Source organism: Geminicoccus sp., assembly GCF_036263595.1.
Classification (GTDB): Bacteria; Pseudomonadota; Alphaproteobacteria; order Geminicoccales; family Geminicoccaceae; genus Geminicoccus.
In genome coordinates this window covers 21,389-37,402 of record NZ_DATAGQ010000227.1, presented here as the reverse complement: position 1 = coordinate 37,402, position 16,014 = coordinate 21,389, and the positions used below count along the sequence as shown (strand labels likewise).

14 protein-coding genes are annotated in these 16,014 nt (G+C 65.9%); 9 read left to right on the top strand and 5 right to left on the bottom strand.

The annotated features are described in order from the left end of the window. Window positions 1–44: 44 nt before the first annotated feature. From VHL31_RS25065 to VHL31_RS25045, 5 genes are all read left to right on the top strand, one after another. The gene (locus tag VHL31_RS25065) at window positions 45–1,556 is read left to right on the top strand and encodes a GMC family oxidoreductase (protein ID WP_329663986.1); all 1,512 of its coding nucleotides are present in this window, start codon (window positions 45–47) and stop codon (window positions 1,554–1,556) included. 123 nt (window positions 1,557–1,679) lie between these two features. Beyond that, complete coding sequence (locus VHL31_RS25060) at window positions 1,680–2,786, top strand: hypothetical protein (RefSeq protein ID WP_329663985.1); 1,107 nt, start codon at window positions 1,680–1,682, stop codon at window positions 2,784–2,786. A gap of 47 nt (window positions 2,787–2,833) precedes the next feature. Beyond that, a complete protein-coding gene (locus VHL31_RS25055; RefSeq protein WP_329663984.1) occupies window positions 2,834–3,691 on the top strand; it encodes an SDR family NAD(P)-dependent oxidoreductase in 858 nt (285 codons plus the stop codon). Between the two features lie 15 nt (window positions 3,692–3,706). Continuing rightward, complete coding sequence (locus VHL31_RS25050; protein ID WP_329663983.1) at window positions 3,707–4,684, top strand: aldo/keto reductase; 978 nt, start codon at window positions 3,707–3,709, stop codon at window positions 4,682–4,684. A 109-nt stretch (window positions 4,685–4,793) separates the two neighbouring features. Next, complete coding sequence (locus tag VHL31_RS25045) at window positions 4,794–6,227, top strand: radical SAM protein (RefSeq protein ID WP_329663982.1); 1,434 nt, start codon at window positions 4,794–4,796, stop codon at window positions 6,225–6,227. 14 nt (window positions 6,228–6,241) lie between these two features. On the opposite strand, the gene VHL31_RS25040 is transcribed toward VHL31_RS25045, so the two are convergent. Next, window positions 6,242–6,523 carry a hypothetical protein gene (locus VHL31_RS25040; RefSeq protein ID WP_329663981.1) on the bottom strand — a complete coding sequence of 94 codons (282 nt, stop codon included), beginning with the start codon at window positions 6,521–6,523 and terminating at the stop codon, window positions 6,242–6,244. A 57-nt stretch (window positions 6,524–6,580) separates the two neighbouring features. After that, window positions 6,581–6,889 (bottom strand): DUF1127 domain-containing protein, encoded by a 309-nt coding sequence (locus VHL31_RS25035; protein ID WP_329663980.1) that lies wholly within the window; start codon window positions 6,887–6,889, stop codon window positions 6,581–6,583. 375 nt (window positions 6,890–7,264) lie between these two features. Here VHL31_RS25035 and VHL31_RS25030 point away from each other — a divergent pair, with 375 nt between their 5' ends. From VHL31_RS25030 to VHL31_RS25015, 4 genes are read left to right on the top strand one after another with little or no spacing between them, the layout of a single operon-like run. Next, window positions 7,265–8,023 carry an ABC transporter ATP-binding protein gene (locus VHL31_RS25030; RefSeq protein ID WP_329663979.1) on the top strand — a complete coding sequence of 253 codons (759 nt, stop codon included), beginning with the start codon at window positions 7,265–7,267 and terminating at the stop codon, window positions 8,021–8,023. Then, entirely contained in the window at window positions 8,020–8,736 is a 717-nt protein-coding gene (locus VHL31_RS25025) for an ABC transporter ATP-binding protein (RefSeq protein WP_329663978.1), read from the top strand. The genes VHL31_RS25030 and VHL31_RS25025 overlap by 4 nt, the downstream gene beginning before the upstream one ends. Then, window positions 8,733–9,647: a branched-chain amino acid ABC transporter permease gene (locus VHL31_RS25020; protein WP_329663977.1), complete on the top strand. Its 915-nt coding sequence runs from the start codon at window positions 8,733–8,735 to the stop codon at window positions 9,645–9,647. The genes VHL31_RS25025 and VHL31_RS25020 overlap by 4 nt, the downstream gene beginning before the upstream one ends. Next, window positions 9,647–10,594, top strand: a complete 948-nt coding sequence (locus tag VHL31_RS25015; RefSeq protein ID WP_329663976.1) for a branched-chain amino acid ABC transporter permease — start codon at window positions 9,647–9,649, stop codon at window positions 10,592–10,594. The genes VHL31_RS25020 and VHL31_RS25015 overlap by 1 nt, the downstream gene beginning before the upstream one ends. Here VHL31_RS25015 and VHL31_RS25010 read toward each other — a convergent pair. From VHL31_RS25010 to VHL31_RS25000, 3 genes are all read right to left on the bottom strand, one after another. Continuing rightward, a complete protein-coding gene (locus tag VHL31_RS25010; RefSeq protein ID WP_329663975.1) occupies window positions 10,586–12,727 on the bottom strand; it encodes a M10 family metallopeptidase in 2,142 nt (713 codons plus the stop codon). The two genes, VHL31_RS25015 and VHL31_RS25010, sit on opposite strands and share 9 nt — an antisense overlap. 63 nt (window positions 12,728–12,790) lie before the next feature. Further along, window positions 12,791–13,990, bottom strand: a complete 1,200-nt coding sequence (locus VHL31_RS25005) for a glycosyltransferase family 4 protein (RefSeq protein ID WP_329663974.1) — start codon at window positions 13,988–13,990, stop codon at window positions 12,791–12,793. A gap of 579 nt (window positions 13,991–14,569) precedes the next feature. Then, window positions 14,570–15,946, bottom strand: a complete 1,377-nt coding sequence (locus VHL31_RS25000) for a homospermidine synthase (protein WP_349262546.1) — start codon at window positions 15,944–15,946, stop codon at window positions 14,570–14,572. Window positions 15,947–16,014 lie beyond the last annotated feature (68 nt).

The window sequence follows — 16,014 nt, the reverse complement described above, 5'->3', positions numbered from 1 at the left end:
GAACGGACAGGCGGTCGACCCGGATGGAAGGGAGAGAGGGAAGCATGCGCGTGATCGTCGTAGGGGCTGGTACCGGCGGCGCCACTTTCGCGGGGCGGCTGGCGAAGGAAGGACAGCACGAGGTCGTGCTGGTGGAGGCGGGGCCGGACTTCGGGCCGTTCGACGGGCATGGCTGGCCCTTCGAGATGCTCGATTCGCGCCGCATCCCGACCACCTATGACTGGGGCCTGGAGAACCAGGACCCCGGGTCGGACCGCTCCTACAAGCTGGAGCGCGCCAAGATCATGGGCGGCTGCTCGGCGCACAATGGCTGCGCTGCGGTGCGCGGCATCCGCAGCGACTTCGAGAAATGGTCGAAGGCGGGCGGCGCCGATTTCTGGAACCCGGACGAGTTCCTGGAAGACTTCGCCGCGGTCGACGAGGCGCTGAACGTGCGCACGCTACCGTTCGAGGAGTTCTCGCCCTACCAGCAGGACTTCTACCATGCGGCCATCGCCGCGGGCCTGCCGCATTCCAACAACATCAACGACATCGACGAGGGCATCGGCGTCTCGATCTGCCCGATGAACAAGAAGGGCGGCATCCGCTGGAACGCCGCCTTCGGCTTCGTCGACCCGGTACGCGGCCAGGACAATTTCTCGATCGAGGCCAATTTCGAGGTCACCGAGCTGCTGATGGACGGCAGGAGAGTGACCGGCGTGCGCGGCTTCAAGATGGGCGAGGCCCACAAGCTTTCGGGCGACATGGTGGTGCTGGCTTCCGGCGCCTATGGATCGCCCATGCTGATGCTGCGCTCGGGCATCGGTGATCCGGCGACGCTGAAGGAAGCCGGCATCGAGCTGCGCCACGACCTGCCGGGGGTCGGCCGCAACCTGCAGGACCATCCGGCGGTGGTCCTGAACTACCAGGCCAAGGGCCAGCTGATTGGCCGGACCCAGGCGCACGAGAAGCTGCGCCTGAACTATGACGAGGGCACCATCGTCAAGGTGCGCTCGCCGTTCGCGCGCGACCTGTTCGACATGCACATCTTCTCGGTGGGCGGGCGCACGCCCGACTTGGCCAACTGGTACTGGCAGGTCTACGTGGCCCTGCTCACCCCGCTCTCGCGCGGCCAGGTCCGCCCGGTGCGCAAGGACGGCAGCCTGCACTTCGCCATCGAGCACAGCCACGTCACCGATTTGGAACGGATGGACGTGCAGGCCCTGACCTGGGGTGTGGAGGAAGCACGCCGCATCACCAGCTTCGCGCCGTTTGCCACGGAACTGGAGGAGCGGACACCCGGGATCGGGACCAAGGGCCAGGCGATCCAGGACTGGATCCAGATTGAGCACCAGCATTACTACCACCCGGCATCGACCTGCTCGATCGGCCGGGATCCGTCGGCCGGCGCGGTCGTGGACGTGTACGGGCGGGTCCACGGGCTCGAGGGGCTGATGGTCGCGGATGCCTCGATCATGCCCTATGTCACGATCGCCAACACCAACATCCCCACCGCCGCCCTGGCCCATCGCCTCGCCAGAAATTTTGATGCTATCCTGGGAATGAATCGCGCCTGAAGCATGTTATAGCTCCTGCCGTGGTGCGTCCGAACCAGCCTGTCAGATGGTACAAGTGGGAAAGGCGGCCGCTCCACGACGCGAGCGGTAGTTGGAATTCGCCGGCTACCTGGGGCAGCGGACATGTATCAGGCTGGACATGGGAATGGTGATCTGCACGTAGCGATCACGCCTGCCGAACTGGATCTGCGCTACGGCGACCGGATCGAGCTCATGCTCGCCCACTGGCTGGACGACGAGCAGCTGGCAGCACGGTTGCGGCCGCCGGTGCTCTCGGCGCTGGCCAGCAGGCTGCAGACCTACCCGCCTGGCCAGGCGAACCTGGAGGACTGGGTATTCGGCGAGGCCCGCCGGGAGGCGCGGGAGTTCGTGCCGCCCGATCGGATCCCTGGCGTGATCCCGGTCATGCGCGGCTCGAGCGAGGACCACGACAGCTTCGAGGATGCAGAGGACTGGGACGAGCATCCAACAAGGTGGAGGCTCTCGGTGCCGCCGCGTTGGATCTGGTTCGGCGCCTTCATGGTCCTGATGCTGTCGGCCATCGGCTATGCGTCGCTCAACGTTTCCCAGAATGGCTACCGCGATGTCGCTCCGGTCCAGCGAGTACCCGTTGCGGAGATCATGCCCGCGGTACCGCAGGAGCCGCGCATCCGACCGGCCCCGGACCTTCCGATTCTCGATGCCCAGGCAGATAGCGCCCCACTTCCGGCACCGCGCTTCCCGGTGAGGCTCCAGGCCCTCGAAGCACCGGCACCCTTGCCTCCCGATCCGGCCCAGCTGATGGCGGATCTACCAAGGCCACCCGAACCGCCAGCGCCGCGTGCCAGTGGCACGCCTGACGACGAGTTGCTCCGGGTCGAGGTGGTCCCGCAGCCCGTCGAGCCGACCGTACCGGCCGAACTGCCGGGCTTGCCGTCGGAACCGCGCGTCTTCATCCATTACTCAGGGGTTGATGGCGTCTCCGCCGAGCGGGCCGAGCGGCTGGCGACATTGCTGCGCGCGCGAAACTACCCGCTGGTGGCGATCCGCCGGGTGCCGTTCCAGATCGGGCAGCCGAGCGTGCGCTATTTCTTCGAGGAGAACCGGGCGGACGCGAACCAGCTCGTTCAGCTCAGCAGCCGGATCCTGCCTCCCTATCTTCGGGGCGCCTATGGACGCCCGGCAGACTTCACCCATTTCAGCCCGAAGCCCCAGCCGGGCACGCTGGAAATCTGGCTGCCGACTGGTTGAAGATTTCCTCGCAGCCGATCCACCTGCCCATCCAGACGGAGAGATCGATGAGCCACCCCGCGCTCGTACCGGGCCGCGTCGCCGTCGTCACCGGCGCGGCCGGCGGCATCGGCCTCGCAGCCTGCCGCCGCTTCGCACAGCTTGGCATGAGGGTATGCATGGCTGATGTGGACGAGGGCCAACTTACCCATGCGCGGACGCAGGTCGAGAAGATCGCCGCCGGCGGTGCGAACGATGTGCTTGCAGTACCGACCGACGTCGCTCGCTTCGAGGATGTCGAGCGCCTGAAGGAGGCAGTGGACCGGACGTTCGGCGATGTCGCGGTGCTGATGAACAACGCCGCGATCGGCAAGGGTGCCGGGGCATGGCAGGACTATCCGCAGTGGCGCAAGCTGCTCGAGGTCAACCTGTTCGGGGTCATCCACGGCCTGCAGCTGTTCGTGCCCGACATGATCCGGCACGGGCGCCCTGGTGCGGTCGTGGTGACCGGCTCCAAGCAGGGCATCACCATGCCTCCGGGCAACGCCGCGTACAATGTGTCCAAGGCCGGGGTGAAGGTAGTCACCGAGCAGTTGGCGCATGAGCTGCGGCAGATCGAGGGCGGCCAGATGACCGCTCACCTGCTGATTCCCGGCTTCACCTTCACCGGCATTACCTCGCCCGGCAAGACCGACGACACGCCGAAGCCGCCGGGTGCCTGGACGCCCGACCAGGTGATCGACGTGTTGATCGACGGCCTTGGGACGGGCAGGTTCTACCTGTTCTGCCAGGACAACGAGACCACCCGCGAGATGGACGAGCGGCGGATGCAGTGGGCGGCCGAGGACCTGATCAAGGATCGTCCGGCCTTGTCCCGCTGGCATCCCGACTACAAGGATGCCTTCGCCGCATTCATGCAGGGCTGACGGAGTATCGCCACGATGGACTATGTGAAGCTTGGCCGCACCGGCCTGGATGTGTCGCGCCTGTGCCTGGGCTGCATGAGCTATGGCGATCCCAACCAGGGCTCCCATGCCTGGACGCTGCCTGAAGAGGAGAGTCGCGGATTCATCCGCAAGGCCATCGAGCTCGGCTTCAACTTCTTCGACACGGCGAACGTCTATTCGGCCGGCACCAGCGAGGAGATCGTGGGCCGCGCCTTGAAGGATTTCGCCAGGCGCGACGAGATCGTGCTCGCGACCAAGGTCCACGGCCGGATGCATCCAGGCCCGAACGGTGCGGGCCTGTCCCGCAAGGCGATCCTGTCCGAGATCGACAAGAGCCTGAAGCGGCTGGGCACGGACTATGTCGATCTCTACCAGATCCACCGCTTCGACTACCATACCCCGATCGAGGAGACGCTGGAGGCGCTGAACGACGTCGTCCGCGCCGGCAAGGCCCGCTATATCGGCGCATCCTCCATGTATGCCTGGCAGTTCGCCAAGATGCTCTACACGTCGGAGCGGCATGGCTTTGCGCGCTTCGTCACCATGCAGAACTACGTCAACCTGCTGTACCGCGAGGAAGAGCGGGAAATGCTGCCGCTCTGCGCGGCCGAAGGCATCGGGCTGATGCCCTGGAGCCCGCTGGCCCGAGGCCGGCTGACACGCGACTGGGCCGCATCGACTGCGCGCTCGGAGACCGACGAGTTCGGTGGGACGCTCTATGCGGCCTCCGCCGAGGCGGACCAGAAGGTAGTCCAGGCCGTGGCCGCGATTGCCGAGAAGCGCGGCGTGCCGCGGGCCCAGGTGGCGCTCGCCTGGGTCCTGCAGAAGCCACGGACGACGCCGATCATCGGCGCCACGAAGCCGAACCACCTGGATGATGCGGTGGCAGCCCTGCAGCTCCGGCTCAATGCGGAGGAGATCGCAGCCCTGGAAGCACCCTATGTCCCGCACGCGGTCGTCGGATTCAGCTGACCGGCTCGCAACCGGCAGCTTGCACTCCCATATGCCGTGCCGAACTGGCGGGTGAGACGGCTCACGCCGTCCCTCCCGCTATCACGCGTGCCGTGGCACAATCGGGCTCATGGACCTCACCCAACTCCTCGTCCGCCTGCGCAAGCGCACCGCGGCCATCGATCATTCGATGTTCGTTGCACCGGCCTTGTCGACGGATGTGGTCCCTCCTGATCCCATCGCGGCCGTTGCCGAGGTCGAGGACGAACTGGACCAGGAGATAGGTCCTGCGGAGTGGGCGTTCCTGGAGGAGGCGGCAGCCCATCCGGTACCGGGCAAGCCACTGCCGCGGGTCCTGCTGGTAATCCTCGCGCGGCGGGCGCTGGCGGCGGGAGAGGCTCGCAAGGGCATGGAGCACGCGCTGGCGGCATTGGCGCGTGAGCAGCGGGACATGGCTGCGCAGGACGTGTACCTGCGTGCGAGGCATGCAGCCGGCGAGGGACCGGCCCCGGTCGACCCGCGTGGGCGGTTCTGCGCCAAGCCATGGCGGGAATTGGAGCTTCGGCCCGACCTGAGCGGCCATGCCTGCTGCCCGTCATGGCTGGCCGTTCCGATCGGCATGGCCGATGGCGCCGGGGGTGCCGCCTTCTGGAACTCGGCGGCGGCCCAAGCCATCCGCAGCTCCGTGCTGGACGGCAGCTTCACCTGGTGTTCGCGGCTGCACTGCCCGCACATCACGGCGGAGAAGCTGCCGCGACGCGAAGACGTGCGCAACGCCGAGATGATGGCGGTGATGGCGGAGAAGCGGACGCAGGTCGACCATGGACCGGCACGCGTGCTGCTGAACTACGACCGGTCCTGCAACTTGGCCTGCCCGTCCTGCCGACGCGAGCGCATCGTCGCTGACCAGGAGGAGCGGGATCGGCTGGACGACGTGGCCGACCGCGTCGTTCTCCCGCTGCTGAAGGACGCGCAGGTCGTGAAGGCGACTGGGTCCGGCGATCCGTTCGCCAGCGCCCATTTCCGTCGGCTGCTCAAGCGGTTGGACCGCCAGTCCTATCCGCGCCTGCGGCTGCAGCTGCAGACCAACGGGCTGCTCTGCGACGAGCGTGCCTGGGAGGAGCTGGACCTGGAAGGTCGTGTCGACGCGCTATGGGTGTCGGTCGACGCCGCCGTGTCGGATACCTACGCGGTGATCCGCAAGTTCGGCAGTTGGGAGCGGCTGCGCGAGAACCTGATGTTCATGGCGAAGCTGCGCGTCCGCGGTGGTGTAAGGGAATGGCGCCTGGATTTCGTGGTTCAGGCACTGAACTACCGGGAGATGCCCGCCGCGACCGAGCTGGCGCGTGGATTGGGTGCGGATGGCATCCATTTCCATATGATCCGCAACTGGGGCACGTTTACGCCCCAGGCGTTCCGCGAGCACCTGATTGCATCACCGGACCACCCTGAGCATGCCCAGTTCCTGGAGACGCTGCGTCATCCGGCGCTGGACTGGCCACAGGTCGACTGGTCCGACCTTACGCCATTGCGCCGGCAGATGATGCCTGCGCGCGCGGCGTAAGGTCGAGCGAGCGGTCAGGCGCCGGCCATGCCCATGCGGCCAGCAACGGCGTGACCCTGCGGGCGCTGCTGCTTCGGCAGGCGCGCCTCGAACAGCCCGGTGCGGCGGTCGGCTTCGTCCAAGGCCAACTGGTCGATGTCAGCCGAGGAGATGCCGAGGTCGCTCGCCAGTTCGTGCGGGCGGTAGCTCAACAGCTCGGCGCGGGCGCGGGCGTGCGCCTCCTTGCGGAAGCGGGCGATCTCGAACCGGCGCCAGGCATCGGTCGAGCGGACGAGCGCGGTGAGGTTCGCAAACATGAGAAGTATCCTGTCGGCAGAAGGTGCTTAGTGCAGCTTCCAACAAAGAAGTTGATGTTACTCGACGGTAGCGAGACGCGCGGCCTTGGGGGTGCCGAGCAGGGCGGCCAGCGGCGAAGGCGTGGCAACGGCCTGACGCTCGGCCATGCGTGCGTCGACGGCCTCCTGGGCCAGCAGGCGGATCTCGCTCAGCGAGATGGTCCCGCGGTTGCGGGCAGCGGCCAGCGCCGCGATCTCAGGCAGGAGGTCACGTTCCATGCCGAGGTCAGCAAGGCTGCGGTCGCTCAGGCGGTCCAGCGAACGCCGGGTCTCGTAGGCTCGAAACTGGACAGCAAGGTTGTCAAAAAGCTGCTGCACGATACCCATTTTAGTCTTCCACTCCACTCGAACGCCATGCCTGCCGACTTCGTCACTACAGGATGGCAGGTTGTTTCAGACCTTCCCGATCAACGGATCTCTTGGTCGGACCCAACGAACACGAAGATAAGGTCGACCGGCGCCGTGAACTACCCGTCATGCTGCAACGCAGCACTGCATAAACAGATCGCTGCAATTTTTCATGCCAGTCGCGTGACATATCCTACGCAAAACAAAGAAACTGAAGTGAAAGCCGTGTGGCGCCGGGTGCACTGCAGCACAAGTTCCCTTGCTGCAGTGCACCCAAGTATCTCAAGTTGCCGCAGCCCGTGCTGATCGCTAATCAGCGTTGCGCCGCTACCATGCAGAATTCGGGCAGCTGACTTGCTTCAGGTACATGGACTGACAAAGAAATTCGGCGGCGTCGCTGCCGTCGACGGTATCTCGTTCACTCTTTCTCAAGGAACCATCACCGGCCTGATCGGGCCCAACGGTGCCGGAAAGACCACGCTCTTCAACCTGATCGCAGGGATGTACGGTCCTTCGAGCGGCACCCTGAGCATGAATGGCCAGCGTATCGAGCGGCGTCGGCAGGACGAGCGAACCAGCCTCGGCATCGGGCGGACCTTCCAGATCCCGCGACCGTTCCCGGCGATGAGCGTCGTCGACAACGTCATGGTCGCGTCCGGGGGCCAGTCGGGCGAACGTTTCTGGCGGGTCTGGACGAGCCCTCGTGCCGTGGCACGGGAAGAGTCGGACGTCCGCGCGCGGGCGCATGACTGGCTTCGCTTCGTCGGCTTGGACCATATGGCGGACCAGCCGGCGCGGACGCTGTCGGGTGGACAGCGCAAGCTGCTGGAGCTTGCGCGGGTCATGATGGTGGACCCCAGGCTCGTGCTGCTGGACGAACCCGGTGCCGGTGTGGCACCGCCGCTCATGAAGGTGATCGTGGACAAGATCCGAGAGCTCAATGCCCGTGGCGTCACGTTCCTGATCATTGAGCACGACATGGACCTCGTGATGTCTCTGTGCCGGCCAATCCTGGTCATGGCCCAGGGAAAGCTGCTGATGCAGGGCAGTGGCGAAGAAATCCGACGGGATGCCCGCGTGATCGATGCTTATCTGGGTGGAACTGCGCATTGAGCGCGCTGTCGGTCGAGCAGCTCGTCGCCGGCTATGAGCCTGGACTACCCATCGTGAAGGGAGCTTCGCTGCGGGTGGAGACGGGCGAGATCGTCGCCATCCTTGGACCGAACGGAGCCGGCAAGTCCACGCTCATCAAGGCGGTCGCAGGCTTGCTCCCGGTCGTCTCCGGCGCCATCCGGTTCCAGGGCCGCGACATGCGAAACGTGCCGGCGCACCGGCTGATCCGCGAGGGTCTGGCCTTCGTGCCGCAGACCGAAAACGTGTTCGCCAACCTCACCGTCGCGGAGAACCTGGAGCTCGCCGGGTTCTTCCTCGGGCGCTCCCGGTCATGCCGCCTGCAGGCCATGTACGCGCTGTTCCCCGACCTGGCCCGGCAGCGGTCGCTCCTGGCCGGTCGGCTCTCCGGCGGCCAGCGGCAGATGCTGGCGGTGGCGCGGGCGCTGCTCGTGGAGCCAGCCATGATCATGCTGGACGAGCCGTCGGCCGGCCTGTCGCCGAAGCTGGTCGCGCAGGTGTTCGAAAAGCTGGCCGAAGTGCGTGCCACCGGCATCACGATCCTGATGGTCGAGCAGAATGTGAAGGCGGCCCTGGCCCTGGCGGACCGTGCCTACGTGCTGGTGGAAGGCAGGGAGCGGCTGGAAGCGCCGGCAGCCGAGCTGAGGGGTTCGCGCGACCTTGCAGCCTTGTACCTGGGCGGTGCCGCGGCATGATCCTTCAACAACTGGCCGATGGCCTGATCCTCGGCTCGATCATCGGCCTCGGCGCCATCGGCGTGACGCTCACCTATTCCATCCTGCGCTTCGCCAACTTCGCCCATGGCGAGTACCTGACCTTCGGCGCCTATATGGCCCTCGTGGCGCTGGGCTACTTCCAGGCTTTCTCCGATGCCACGTTCGGCCCCCTCTCGTTCGGCTGGCCACTTCTGGCCGCGCTGGCCGTCTCCATGGGTCTGACAGCGGGACTGGCCCTTCTGCTCGACCGGTTACTGTTCACGACGCTCGGCCGCACGAGTACGGCCATTACGCTGGTCATCGCCTCCTTCGGTGCGGCCCTGGCCCTGCGCAACCTGCTGTTCTTCATGTTCGGCGGGCTACCCGCCTACTACAGCCGCGACATCCAGATCGCCCTGCCGCTGGTGCCGCGCTCGGTCCTGGGGGGCGCGCGCGTCACACCCGACCAGCTGGCGGTCCTGGGCCTGGCGATCGTACTGCTGGTGGGCATGCACCTGTTCCTCACGCGCACGACACTCGGCCGGGCGATGCGTGCCGTGGCGTACAACCCGCAGCTGGCGACCGTCACGGGCCTGGACGTGGCGGCCGTGGTGCGCTGGACCTGGGTGATGGGCGCGGCCCTGGCGGCAGTGGCCGGCGTCTGCTCGGGGCTGACAGTCCAGATCCGCCCGACCCTGGGCTTCGACCTGCTGCTCCCGCTGTTCGCCGCAGCGATCCTGGGCGGGATCGGCTCTTTCTATGGCGCAGTGCTGGGCGGCCTGATCGTCGGGCTGGCCGAGAGCTTGGCCGTTCCGCTGGTGGGTGCGGAGTACAGGGCGGCTGTAGCCTTCATCCTGCTGATCCTGATCCTGCTGGTCCGGCCGAGCGGGCTGTTCGGGGAACGTGCCTGATGCTCGACCTGCTGGGTGGCCTGTCCGCCTATCTCGTCTTCTTCGCCGTGATCGCGCTCTACTATGCGCTCGTCACACTGGGCCTGAACCTGCAATGGGGGTTCACCGGGCTGTTCAACGTGGGTGTCGCCGGCTTCGTGCTCGTGGGCGCCTATACCACCGGGATCCTGACCACGCCGGACGATCCCGGCCGTATCGGCGGCTTCGGCCTGCCTGTCCCTGTGGGCATGCTGGGCGCCATGCTGATGGCCGGCTTTTTCGCCCTGCTGGTCGGCATACCAGCCCTTCGGCTGCGCCACGACTACCTCGCGATCACCACGTTCGGGATCGCCGTCACCTTGCAGCTGCTGGCGCTGAACCTGCAGGTCCTGACCGGCGGGCCGTTCGGGATGAACTTCATTCCACGGCCGTTCCAGGACACGCTCGGTAGTGGCCAAGCCTGGAATATTCTCTATCTCCTGTTCGTCGCCATCCTCGTCCTGCTCGTCTGGCGCGGCTTTGCCGCCCTGACGGACAGTCCCTGGGGCCGCGTGCTGCGGGCGATCCGGGAGGACGAAACGGCTGCCTCTGCCTTGGGCAAGCATGCCTTCCGCTTCCGCCTGGAGGCCTTCGTCATCGGTGCGATGGTGATGGGGCTGGCCGGGGCCGTGTATGCCCATTTCATCGGCTTCGTCGCACCCGAAGACTTCCTGCCCATCCTGACCTTCCAGGTCTGGGCGATGCTGGTTGTGGGCGGTTCCGGCAGCCACAAGGGCGCCATCACGGGTGCCGTGCTCGTGTGGGCGATCTGGACCGGATCTGGAGCGCTGCTCGACCAGCTCGTGCCGCCGGAAAGCAAGGCCCAGGCAGCGGCCCTTCAGGTAGCGGCGATCGGAATGGCGCTTTGCATCGTCCTGCTGTTCCGGCCGCAGGGCCTGCTCGGCGCAAGAACGCGCGGCTCAGTCTAGGACGATTGGCACCGCGTTGCCAAACTTGACCAGCTCGATCTGGCTCAACTGGTCCAGGCCGTACCAGACCCCCGCAGTCGGCACGTGGCGCAGCTCGACGTCCCCGTTGGCGAGTTCACGGAACTGGTACTGGTCGATCGAGCCGTTGAATAGAGCGGTGTCCTGGCCGTCGCCACCAAGCAGCAGGTCGTTGCCGAACCCGCCGGCGAGGATGTCCTGGTCAACGCCGCCATCCAGCTGATCATTGCCGAACCCGCCGCGCAACGCATCGTCGCCGCCAGCGCCGCCCAGATCGTCGTCCCCGGCTCCGCCAACCACCTGGTCGTTGCCGTCGCCACCATCCAGCACGTCCCGGCCAGAGGCTCCGTCGACGGAGTCGTCGTCGGCACCAGCGTAGATCGTGTCGTCGCCAAGCCCGCCAACGAGGTTGCGGTCGGCGCCCTCGCCACCATAGAGCGTGTCGTCGCCAGGGGCGCCGAACACGATGTCGTCGCCATCGCCCGCCTGGATGGTGTCGTTGCCCGAACCGCCTCGGAGCACATCCGCGGCAGCGCCGCCGAAGAGCTGGTCTGAGCCCTCGCCGCCATCCAGCTTGTCCTCCCGGTTGCCGCCCACCAGCTGGTCATCACCCAGTCCACCGACCAGCCAGTCCCGGCCATTGCCGCCATCGATCAGGTCGTTGCCGGCCTTGCCGAACACCACGTCGTCGCCACCGAGGGCGTACATGGTATCGGGTCCGTCCGTGAGGATCAGCAGATCGGGGCCTTCGGTCGACGGTTGCACGGCCACCGGGGCGGCGGAGAACCTGCTGCCGTTCCAGGTGAACAGGGACGGCTCGTCCCTGAACTGCAACTGCTCCACGACGTTGCCCGCCAGCTGGTTGGCCAGCAGCAGGTCGAGCCCGGTCGATCCGACTGCCGACCGGACATGCAGATCGGGACCATCGATCGTGAAGAGAAGGTCCAAGAATGCCAGTTCCGGCCCGAACTCGATCCGGTCGACTCCCCCCGTGTCGATGATGACATCAGAACCGACGCCGGCCTCGGCCACATAGGTGTCGTTGCCAGCGCCTCCCTCCAGCCGGTCGGCCCCGCCCCTGCCGGCCAGCCGGTCGTCACCGCCATTTCCGATCAGCAGGTTCGCCTTGTCATTGCCTAGGAGCCGGTCGTTCCCGCTGCCGCCACGGGCGTTCTCGATGGTGCTGTTGCCGTAGAGGAAGAGGGTCGTCGCCAGCGACCCGCCATCCCAACGATAGAACGGACCTACCTCTTGCCACCCGCCATTCAGCTCGAGCCGTGCGGCGGTCGTCTGGTTCGACCAGTCGAGCGTGTCGGTTCCCCCGTCGTCAACGACCGTCTCGAAGATCGCCTCACCTGGAGCCCATCGATAGACTGTATCGGCGAGGTTGCTTTTGGCGGATCCGCCATAGACCGAGCGGATCCAGTCGACATCGAGTGCCATGGGGCCGCTCGGGTAGGTGCTGGCGGACGCGCCATTGCTGACCGGATCCGACGGTACGTCGCGATAGGACATCACGCTCGCACCCAGCCAGTCCTCGCTAGCTGGCAAGATCGTGGTGCCGCCCAGCGGATCGTGCGGATGCTTCGCCCCAATGGCGTGGCCGATCTCATGAACCAGCACCGCGTATTCGTATGAACCGGGCGCGTACTTGGCCTGCTCCGAGGCGAGATTGCTGCTCGGCTGATGATCGGTCGAACCCAGCCAGATGTCCCCGGCATCCGGGGCGCGGCCCGGCAGCCGCGATTCCGCTGTGAGCGGCAAGTCCGACACCCCGAAACGGATGTCGCCATCCGATGTCGCCGTTTCCTGGACCTCTACGAAGTCGATGTTGCCGATCTTCTCCCAGCTTGCGAGCGCGGCGCGCACGGCCGTGCGCTGACCCTGGGACAGCGGCTGGAAGCCGTTGTCCGGCTCTGCGTAGCCTTCGACCCAGCTGGAGCCGTACTCCGCGAAACTGTAGGTGACCGTGGCGCCGGTGCCCTGGGCCGTGCCCCACTTGGCGTGGCTGCTGATCGCGTCGACCTGCAGGTCACCGGACGGGCCCACGTCGGCAACAGGGCTTGAAGAGGCGGAGCGGGCGAGCGTCGACGAAGCGTCCAAGGCGCGTGCCATGCGGCGGTCCAGCGATCGGGGCTGATGTAAGGGGCCGGCGATCTGGTCGCCGGACGCCGAGAATCAGGCTGGGCTGTCGGCTACGCAGACCTGCCTGACGACATGACGGCCACCAGTCAGCCCGACATACACTTCCTGGCAGATCTGCGCTGTTCGTGACCAGGCGCATTCGCGGTCGACATACCGGAATGCAGCTTGGCCAAGCTCCTGGCGGAGGCGCGTCTCGTCGGAAAGCCGCAGGAGCGCCGCAGCGAAGGCATCGACGTCGCCATTGGGAACGACGAGCCCGTTGACGCCGTCCTTGATGACCTTGGCAGATCCGGCCGAGGCGACGATGGCCTTGCCGGCGGCCATGTAGTTCAGGAGCTTCTGCGGGATACCGTCGCAGACTGTGCGTGGCATCACGGCCATGGCTGCCTCGGCCAGCCGATCCGGCAGGCCGGCAAATACGTCCTCTTCGATCACGATGGCGTCGCGGATGCCGAGTTCCCGGGCCAGATCCTCGTAGCGGTCGAACGTGGAGCTGGCGACCACGACCAGCCGCATGGTCGGCCGGATGGCATGGGCCTTGGCGAAAGCCCTCAACAGCAGATCGAAGCCCTGATAGGCGGCAAGGGTCCCGGTGTAGATGATGCGGTCAGGCGCCAGGGGCATCTGGCCGACGGCGCGGTGGAAATGGCCGAGTTCCACCCCGTTCATGGCCACCGTGATCCGGTCCGGCGTCAGCTGGCCGCTTTCGAGGAGCCTGTCTCGAATGTCGGAGGTCACCGTGACCACATGGTCGGCCAGCGGCGGAAGCCGCGAGTCGAGCCAGCGCCCAGCACTGCCCATCAGCCGGCCGATCAAGCCGTCGCGGTAAGAGGGCAGTTCCGAGCCAAGCATTGTATGCGCGTCATACACCAGGGGCACCCTGGCGCGCCCACGCCCCCACCAAGCCGTCAGCAGACCTTCGATGTGGTGCGCATGGATGACATCGAACGGCTTGCTCGACATCAGTTGCCCGATCTTGCGGGCGAGCATCGGATCGTAGCGCAGCAGCTTCGCAACATTTGGGCCGGGTGCGATGGTCCCGATCTGCAATTTGCCGCCTGCGCGGTGAATCGGGAACAGCGGCGTACTGCTTGCCTCGCCGACAGGATAGGTAATCACCTCGACGTCGTGACCAAGCGCAGTGAGGGCCTCGGACAGCCGTTCGATGCGCAAGGGCGTGCCACGTCTCGCTGGAAACGGACAGGCAGCGACCATTGCGATACGAAGACTCATGAACACTCCTGGAACCGGACGACGATCCCCATACGGGTTCGTTCGTCCTCACTGCGAGTCGAACTGTACTGGATGATTACACCTTCGTCATACTCAGTTCGATCACTGCAACCGCAACCCGGCACACCCCGCTGCGTGTCTTAACCCTCGGAACACCGTTAACCAATATCGCAGATGCAGCATCGTTCCGCGAACGAGGTTCGTTAAGTCTGGCACGATGCCGCAGCCAGACAATGAGTTACAGCAACCTGCTGTAAGATTTCCTCATGTCCGTGTCGGTCCGCGCGCCAGCCCGCAAGCGTCACCTGACCATGGCTGATCGTCGAAATCAACTGCAGGTAGGGAAAAATCGGTTGGTGTTGCGCGCTGAACAACGGGTGGCGCTTCCCTGGCGAACCACCTGACAGGGAAAAAGAGCCGGGATCAGGCTTCATGGGCGTCGGCAGAGTGTGGGGGAGCAGCCCGCCGCGGGGAAATACGGCGTTCGCCCGAGCCATCTGCGATCCCGGCTTGTCGTTCAATCTGAGCTGATCTTCACGTTCCAGCAGTGACCTTTATCACCGTCAGGTTTGCCGCCTCTCAACGGACGAGGATATTCTTGAACTGCCAGGGATCAGAGGTATTGAGGTCTTCCGGAAAGAGGCGGCCGCGTCCTTCGAGTGGGGTCCAATCGCCCCATACGCCAACGACCGGACCGAGATAGGGCCGAGCCAACTCCATCACTCGCTCGTGGTCGAGCTGATCCGCTTCGACCAGGCCGGCATCGGGATGCTCGATAGCAGCCGCCATGCCGCCCAGAACACCAGCAGCTACCTGCAGCGACGTCGCACTGTTAAACGGCGCCAGCTCACGCGCCTCCTCGATCGAGAGGCGTGACCCATACCAGAAGACGCCCCTTGGGTTGCCCATGAGAAGGACCCCCAGTTCATCGATGCCGGACGTGATCTCGTCCATCATCAGACGCTTCTCGGGCTGCTCCTCCCAATTGCGGCCGGCCAGCTCGTGCACCGAGAGCACGGCATCGTCGGCGGGGTGATAGGCATAGTGGACCGTGGGCCGCCACGTCACCGTCTGGCCGTCGCGGCTCGTGAAGTAGTCGGCAATCGAGATCGCCTCGTTATGGGTGATCAGGAAGCCGTGATAGGGGCCGGCCAATGGCGTCCAGCTACGCACTCGCGTGGAGGCACCAGGACGGGCCAGGTAGATCGCGGCGTCGCTACCATAGCCATGCTGGTGGCCCTCGGCGGGCAGCGTCTTCTCGTGGGTTCCCCAACCGAGTTCAGCCGGCTGGCAGCCTTCGCCGATGAACCCGTCGATCGACCAGGTGTTGACGAACTCGCCCGGCTTCTTCGGATGACCTGCGGCGACCTGGGTGTCCCGCTCGGCAATATGGATTGCCTTGATCCCGAGGTCGCGCACGAGCGCCGCCCACTCCGCCTGCCCTGAAGGCTTGCTGTGCTGAAGCCCGGTCTCTGCGGCCATCTGCAGCAGTGCTTCCTTCACGAGCTGCGAGACGAGCCCCGGGTTGGCGCCCTGGGCGACCACCGCGGTCGGCCCCGGCCCGAGGGAACGCCCCAGCTCCAGCGCCGCGTGGCGCAGGCCATAATTGGAGCGTTCGGAGGCCGACTTCGACTGGTCGGTATAGCCACCTGCCCAAGGCTCGATGCAGGTGTCGAGGTAGAGCGCGCCTTGCTCGCGCGCCAGCCGGATCAGCGAGAGGCTCTCGACTTCAACCGACAGGTTCAGCAGGAAGTCGCCTCTGCCGAGCAGCGGCGAGATCACCTCGCGATAGTTCGAGCGATCCAGCGGAGTGACATGATAGGTCACGCCGTACTTCTCGGCCGCACTCCGTCCGCGCTCGTCGGCGGTGACGATGACGATCCGATCCGGAGCGGTGACGACATGACGGAGCAGCAAGGGCAGCACGGCGCGGCCGATCGAGCCGCAACCGATCATCACGAGCCGGCCGGCAAAGTCGACGTCTCTGGTCAAGGCAGGCTCCGTTCCACAACTCGATGTTCGTC

What these genes read in the sequence shown, in the direction of transcription:
- VHL31_RS25065 (WP_329663986.1), top strand. Translation starts at nt 45, where the DNA reads ATGCGCGTGATCGTCGTAGGGGCTGGTACCGGCGGCGCCACTTTCGCG.
- VHL31_RS25060 (WP_329663985.1), top strand. Translation starts at nt 1,680, where the DNA reads ATGTATCAGGCTGGACATGGGAATGGTGATCTGCACGTAGCGATCACG.
- VHL31_RS25055 (WP_329663984.1), top strand. Translation starts at nt 2,834, where the DNA reads ATGAGCCACCCCGCGCTCGTACCGGGCCGCGTCGCCGTCGTCACCGGC.
- VHL31_RS25050 (WP_329663983.1), top strand. Translation starts at nt 3,707, where the DNA reads ATGGACTATGTGAAGCTTGGCCGCACCGGCCTGGATGTGTCGCGCCTG.
- VHL31_RS25045 (WP_329663982.1), top strand. Translation starts at nt 4,794, where the DNA reads ATGGACCTCACCCAACTCCTCGTCCGCCTGCGCAAGCGCACCGCGGCC.
- VHL31_RS25040 (WP_329663981.1), bottom strand. Translation starts at nt 6,523, where the DNA reads ATGTTTGCGAACCTCACCGCGCTCGTCCGCTCGACCGATGCCTGGCGC.
- VHL31_RS25035 (WP_329663980.1), bottom strand. Translation starts at nt 6,889, where the DNA reads ATGGGTATCGTGCAGCAGCTTTTTGACAACCTTGCTGTCCAGTTTCGA.
- VHL31_RS25020 (WP_329663977.1), top strand. Translation starts at nt 8,733, where the DNA reads ATGATCCTTCAACAACTGGCCGATGGCCTGATCCTCGGCTCGATCATC.
- VHL31_RS25015 (WP_329663976.1), top strand. Translation starts at nt 9,647, where the DNA reads ATGCTCGACCTGCTGGGTGGCCTGTCCGCCTATCTCGTCTTCTTCGCC.
- VHL31_RS25010 (WP_329663975.1), bottom strand. Translation starts at nt 12,727, where the DNA reads ATGGCACGCGCCTTGGACGCTTCGTCGACGCTCGCCCGCTCCGCCTCT.
- VHL31_RS25005 (WP_329663974.1), bottom strand. Translation starts at nt 13,990, where the DNA reads ATGAGTCTTCGTATCGCAATGGTCGCTGCCTGTCCGTTTCCAGCGAGA.
- VHL31_RS25000 (WP_349262546.1), bottom strand. Translation starts at nt 15,946, where the DNA reads ATGATCGGTTGCGGCTCGATCGGCCGCGCCGTGCTGCCCTTGCTGCTC.